We start from the raw sequence: 5412 nt of genomic DNA, 5'->3' as shown, positions 1-5412 counted from the left end.
ATCGTTTTTCAGCGCGTAACGAACGCGGAGAGTGAGACCATGCATACATGGTCGGCGGTACTAGAAGATCGCCAGTGTCGGGACTGCCTGCCGGCAGACCTGTTCCGCCGGGCCAGTGGATGCCGCACCTGATCGGCACTGCCCGGCGCGACGCTTGCACCCGCCAGCGCGCCCCCTTACGTAGGCTTGCCAGCCCCAGGATGCAATGCGCAGCAGTACGCTTCGTTCGAGTTGGCCTTGCCATGGGATGCGCTGGCGGTGCCTGGTCGGGTGTGCCAGACTTGTCGTCACCTCGCCCGAGAAAAGGAGCGGTTCGTGCCTAGCGAGACGAGCCCAACGATGCGGCGCCGTCAGGTCGGTGCCGAGCTGCGCCGTCTGCGAGAGGCAGCTGATGTCACCATCGACGAAGCCGCGGAGCACCTTGGCTGTTCGGGCTCGAAGATCAGTCGGATGGAGACCGGAGTCGGCGTCCATCGGACTCGGGATGTCACGAAGCTGCTGGACCGCTATCGCGTGACGAGTGACGACCTCCGTGGCCAACTGCTCGACCTGGTGCGGGATTCTCGCCAGCGGGACTGGTGGCACAGCTTTCCCGACGCCGTGCCCCGGTGGTTCGAGCGGTTCATGGCCGCGGAGAACAGCGCGGTGAGCGTGGACAAGTTCGAGACGCAGATCGTTCCCGGCCTGCTACAGACGCCCGAGTACGCCCGTGCGATCCTCCGGGCAGCCAACACCAGCCTGGACGACGACGAGATCGACCGGCGGGTCACCGTCCGCATGGAACGTCAGAAGCGGCTCGGCAGCGAGGACCCCCTGACTCTCTGGGCCGTCCTCGACGAGTCCGTCCTGCGGCGCCACGTTGGTGGCGTCGATGTCATGCGAGCGCAGCTCGATCATCTTGCGAGTTGCGCGACGCAGCCGAACATCACCATCCAGGTGCTGCCCTTCACGTTCGGCGCCTATGCCGCTTTCGGCTACCCATTCACGATCATGACTTTCGCCGGATCGACGGGCGGTGAGGTCGTTCACATGGATCAGCTCCACAGTGGGCTCTACCTGGAGCGGGAGCCCGATCTGCGCCGGTATAAGCTGGCCATGAACCGTCTGCGGGCTGCCGCCCTCGACCCAGAACGGTCCCGCGAACTGATCGTTGAGGCGGTGGAGGCACTGACATGAGTACCACCCCATACGACCCCACCCGCGTCCCTGCTGAACTCGTCTGGCGCAAGAGCAGCTACAGCGGCGGCAACGGAGGCGACTGTGTCGAAGTCGCTGTTACCCCCGGCGAGGGCCGGGCTGTCCGTGACTCCAAGGACCCTCATGGTCCGGTACTTGAGTTCACGAAGGCCGAGTGGATGGCCTTCCTCGCAGGCGTTCGCGACAGGCAGTTCGACTGACGCCTTCTCGTGCGTGAGCTGGTGCGCCGCTCAGCTTGCCGCTGTGCTACCGCGACTGTCCGCGTTGAGCTGATCCAGATCAGCTCTTAGTTGATCTTCGGCAGATGCCGCCGCGTCCATCAAGTCGCCGTACATCGGCTCGGGGATCGCTCCAGCGCCGAGCCCGGAGGCCCTGACTAGATCGGCCAGGTCCCGGGCCTGGCCTGCTGTCGTTTTCTCGGGCAAGATCCGGTGGGCGAGCGCGTCCCGGGCTACGTATGTGTCACCGAACGCACTATCGATCAGCGCTTCATGTAGTGCTTGGACCTGCGGATCATCGTGCTGGTGGGCGAGACCAAGCGCGATCATGCCAGCCCTGGCGCGGAACACCGCGGTGGACGGGTCCGGCTGTCGCAGCACGTAGAGCACGGTTGTGAGCATCGGCGAGATGTGGAGGCTGGCGTCGGCGCCGGCCGCGCGCAGACAGTGGACGCGTAGGAGACTTTGCACCGCGCGCTCCCAGGGTTCGAGGGTAACACTCTGCTCGACCAGAGCGGCGGCCTGCTCTGGCTGACCGTTCTGCGCGAGCGCCAGGATCGTGACTTGCCGGCCGTCGAGCGGTCGTCTGCCGACGCCGCGGTGGGCCGCCGCGCGCTGCGCGGCTTCTTGCCAGCGTCCGGCCCGTGCGAGCGCACGGGCACCGTCGGCTAGGAGCGCCGCCCAGATCACCGTGCAGGTCAGCCGATGATCGTCGGCAGCGCACGTGACGTTCCGGAGGCTCACATATCGTCCGTCGATCATGGCTTCCGTTCGGCCGCGTGCGGCACGGTAGAGGGCGTGGAGCATCGCGTAGGCGCCATCGCCGTCACCCTCGCGAATCAGCTGGCGCGGCAGGTTCAATACCGGCTGGAGGGCGAGTTCGGTGGTTGAGGTGGGTAATGGTCGCGCTTGATTGAATACGTCGTACTGTCGCCAACACAGGGATCGGGCGAGTTCCGACTGTCCGCAGTCTGAGGCGATCAATGCGGCTTTGTTGCATACTTCGGCCGCGCGGGAACATTGATCGTTGCTTTCTGCCTGTGCGACCAGGTCCCGCAATTGTCTGACCCTGATCTCCAAGGGAAGGCCCGGAGGGCGGGTGCGTTGCACAAGCGGAAACCAAGCGAGATCGTTCTCGGTCAGCTGGTCCGCGCGGTCACTGTTCACAGTCTGCCATTTTCCGAGTTTGATGATCCGCTGTGAGATCAGGCCCGAACACTACAGTTTTGGCTGTATAGGCGATCACGGCCTGGGTAGCGTGTGGAATTCCATGCCGGTTCCAGGTAAATATGATGTGGTGGGCTAGGACCGCGCGCAATCCGCGATGGAGCAGCCCGTGGGCCGCCAGGTCGGCCAGTTCCGTTCCAGCGGCGGCAAAAGCGCGGGCCCATCCATTGGCGAAGGCGAGGGGGAAGCCGCCACCTGTCAGGCCGCCAGTGTCGACGCTCAGTAGCCGTCGCAAGCGAACCTGCAGTAAGTCAGCTTTGTCCTCGGAGACTCGCTCAGGTGGTTCGCGGTGAGCAGCTACCCGGGCCCAGACATCTCCTTCCTCGTACCAGTCGAGTCCAGCGGTGTGGAGCAGGTTCGCGCACAGGATGATTGACAGCTCACGGCGGTGCCTGCTGGCTGGCGCATGCTTCGTGTCCTGGAGATAGGTGAGCAGGTGCCGGCTGTCGCGATGAAAGAGACGGTGGGTGGTATCCATGCTTTCGATTCCGCCGAATGCGTGGATTTCAGGCTCGTAAATGGCGGGGGTGAAATTTTCGATATGACGTGCGCGTTTGAGGTCGTCGAGGTGGCGCTGGATGTACGTTTGCGCCGTTCCTGCCGGTCGGTGGGGCAGATAGCGAATCCGCCAGCACGGAGCTTTGCGCACAAAGTACCAGGATGCAATGAGCTGATTGGTCTCGGCTGTGTCCAGAACGGGGGCCAGGTGGGTTAGGGCAGTGTTCTCGGCACGCGCCCAGTCGGCAAAGGCAACGTCGACTTGGTGCCAGGGGCAGGTGTCCATGTTGTCGGCTCCAGGTCAGGTTAGTAGGAGGAACGCATCCCAGCCGGATATCGGGACGGTACCGGTGCCTGCGGTATGCAGGGCGAGCGCGGCCCCGGCCGCGCCGTCGAGAAGTTCGGGGTTACGTATGGGATGATCTATTTGTCTGATTAGTCTTGCTGTCAGGCCAGGGAGTTCGGAGGCGATGTCAGAGTTTCGGGTGTCGGTGGCCATCCGCCAGGTGGCTTGGAGTAGTCCAGCTGTTCCGTGACACAGCCCGATCTCGGGCAGCTGATCCATTTGTGTGTGGTCCCGCAGCACCGCGAGCAACGCGCTTTCCGCGGCCTGCTGCCGTGCCGCGTCGCCGAGGGCCATGCCGGCGAGTTGCTGGGCGCGCGCGGTACCGCTGATCCCGTAACACCACGAGGGCCGCGGTCGTAGCGTCGGCTCGACGCGGCGCTCGCGGACCTGGTTGACGGTGATGAATCCTGGCCACCACGGACCGGCATCGCCGTGTTGGCGCCACAGGTCGGTCCACGCGCAGATTCGTGCTATTGCTTCGTCAGCCCCGACAACCGGTAAGCCTCGAAGGCGGACCAGGGAGAGTAGTGCCAGAACGGAGCCGATGCCGTGCGCGAGTCCGAAGTTCCCGTGGCCCCGCGGGTATTCTGGGCTTGGCTCGCCGTTGGGTGCTACGTCGGTCCACCAGGGTGGGAAATCGCCTTTCGCGCGGAGCGGTTGGGTCAGCCGTACCAAGTATGTGAACAGTGCGCTGGCGATCTCGTGCTCTGAGTGGCGACGAAGATGGTAAATGCCCATTCCGGCCAGGCCCCGGATGAGGTCGAACTCCTTCATCGCGGGTCGTTGACCGCGGTCGATTCGCGCGTTTGCCGCGATCAGGCGACTTCGCGTCATCGCGATGACGGCCCGATCGAGCTTGTTGAGGGCACGGCGGTATTTGCCCGATGGTCCGGCGGCGAGATGGCTGGCATATGCCAGGGCGGGAGCCCCGAAGAACAATCCGGCGTTGGCCGCCGCGGTGATTTCGCTGGAGGCTGCGGCGGACAGCCAGGCGTGCGCCGTAGTCCAGTCGCCACGGCCGGAGTAAGCCCGTTCGATATGCAGCAGGGCGATGCCCGCCGCACCGCTGGCGAGGGACTGCGGCCAAGCCCTTCCTCCGGTCGACGGTGCGGCGGCCCACGCGGTGCGCGGGTCGGCTAGCGCTTCGGCGATGGAGTCCGCCACGGCCAGCGCGTCCGGGTTTGATCGGATCATGATCTATTCCTCGCTCGCGCGGTCCAGCTCAGCGCGGCGGCGCGAGCCAGGTGCAGACACGCGCGTTCGCCCGCTGGGCTGGTTCCGGCCATGCGGACGTGGTGAAGATGCAGGAGATCGGGCAGCAGGACGCTGGGATCCGCGGCGCTGGTCTCTTCGAGCACCCGCCGGTAGGTGGCAAGTGCTTCGCGCCGCAGCGCCCAGCGGGAGACGACGTGCGTGCCTCCTGGCTGTGCGGCCAGCTCACGCTGATCAATCGGATTCGCCAGCGCAAGGGCCTGCTTGTAGAGTTCTCGGGCGGGTGCGGACGGTTCCGTCCGGGTGTGGCCGATCAGCCAGCTCATCGCCGCGGTTGGGTCGGCGAGCAAGCCGATCACGATGTCAAGCATGCTCGCGGCGGTTAGGGCGCGTGTATCGGGACCGCCTTTCTCGCGGCTGGCGGCAAGTTGCGTCAGTGCGGCGGCGGAGTCGGCGGCAAAGTACGCCTCGGCCGCGTCCATAGCCGCCGCGCCCCCGAATCGCGCGGTCTCGGGGAAGTAGGTGTCCCATTGTGCGTGGGAGATCAGACCGGCCCGGCGCAGGCGCTGGGTCCACAGGCCGATCCGGGTGGCGGCTTGCGCGTAGCCGTCGGCGGGGACAAGGAGCCGCACACGCAGATGCTCGGCGGGATCGTGGTAGCGCACGAACCAGGACCGCGCCGGGGCTGTCGTTAGCAATTCACCCAGTTCGTTC

At 65.4% G+C, this 5412-nt stretch carries 6 protein-coding genes; 2 read left to right on the top strand and 4 right to left on the bottom strand.

Annotated elements, in window-relative coordinates; all coding sequences use genetic code 11:
• The first annotated feature begins 315 nt into the window (after nt 1–315).
• Entirely contained in the window at nt 316–1176 is an 861-nt protein-coding gene (locus MJ783_RS10280; RefSeq protein WP_239310166.1) for a helix-turn-helix transcriptional regulator, read from the top strand.
• Nucleotides 1173–1397, top strand: coding sequence for a DUF397 domain-containing protein (locus tag MJ783_RS10275; RefSeq protein ID WP_239310165.1), 225 nt, complete (start codon nt 1173–1175; stop codon nt 1395–1397). The genes MJ783_RS10280 and MJ783_RS10275 overlap by 4 nt, the downstream gene beginning before the upstream one ends.
• A gap of 30 nt (nt 1398–1427) precedes the next feature.
• Here MJ783_RS10275 and MJ783_RS10270 read toward each other — a convergent pair whose 3' ends face one another.
• From MJ783_RS10270 to MJ783_RS10255, 4 genes are all read right to left on the bottom strand, one after another.
• Nucleotides 1428–2159, bottom strand: coding sequence for a hypothetical protein (locus tag MJ783_RS10270; protein WP_239310164.1), 732 nt, complete (start codon nt 2157–2159; stop codon nt 1428–1430).
• A gap of 412 nt (nt 2160–2571) precedes the next feature.
• Nucleotides 2572–3426: a thiopeptide-type bacteriocin biosynthesis protein gene (locus tag MJ783_RS10265; RefSeq protein WP_239310163.1), complete on the bottom strand. Its 855-nt coding sequence runs from the start codon at nt 3424–3426 to the stop codon at nt 2572–2574.
• Nucleotides 3427–3441: 15 nt separating this feature from the next.
• Nucleotides 3442–4680, bottom strand: a complete 1239-nt coding sequence (locus tag MJ783_RS10260) for a lanthionine synthetase C family protein (protein ID WP_239310162.1) — start codon at nt 4678–4680, stop codon at nt 3442–3444.
• Nucleotides 4677–5412 (bottom strand): thiopeptide-type bacteriocin biosynthesis protein (locus tag MJ783_RS10255; protein WP_239310161.1); only part of this gene is annotated, 736 nt, incomplete at its 5' end. The genes MJ783_RS10255 and MJ783_RS10260, both read right to left, overlap by 4 nt.

The sequence above is a fragment of the Protofrankia sp. Cj3 genome, from assembly GCF_917627355.1.
Classification (GTDB): domain Bacteria; phylum Actinomycetota; class Actinomycetes; order Frankiales; family Frankiaceae; genus Protofrankia.
This window is presented reverse-complemented; position numbering and strand designations above follow the sequence as displayed.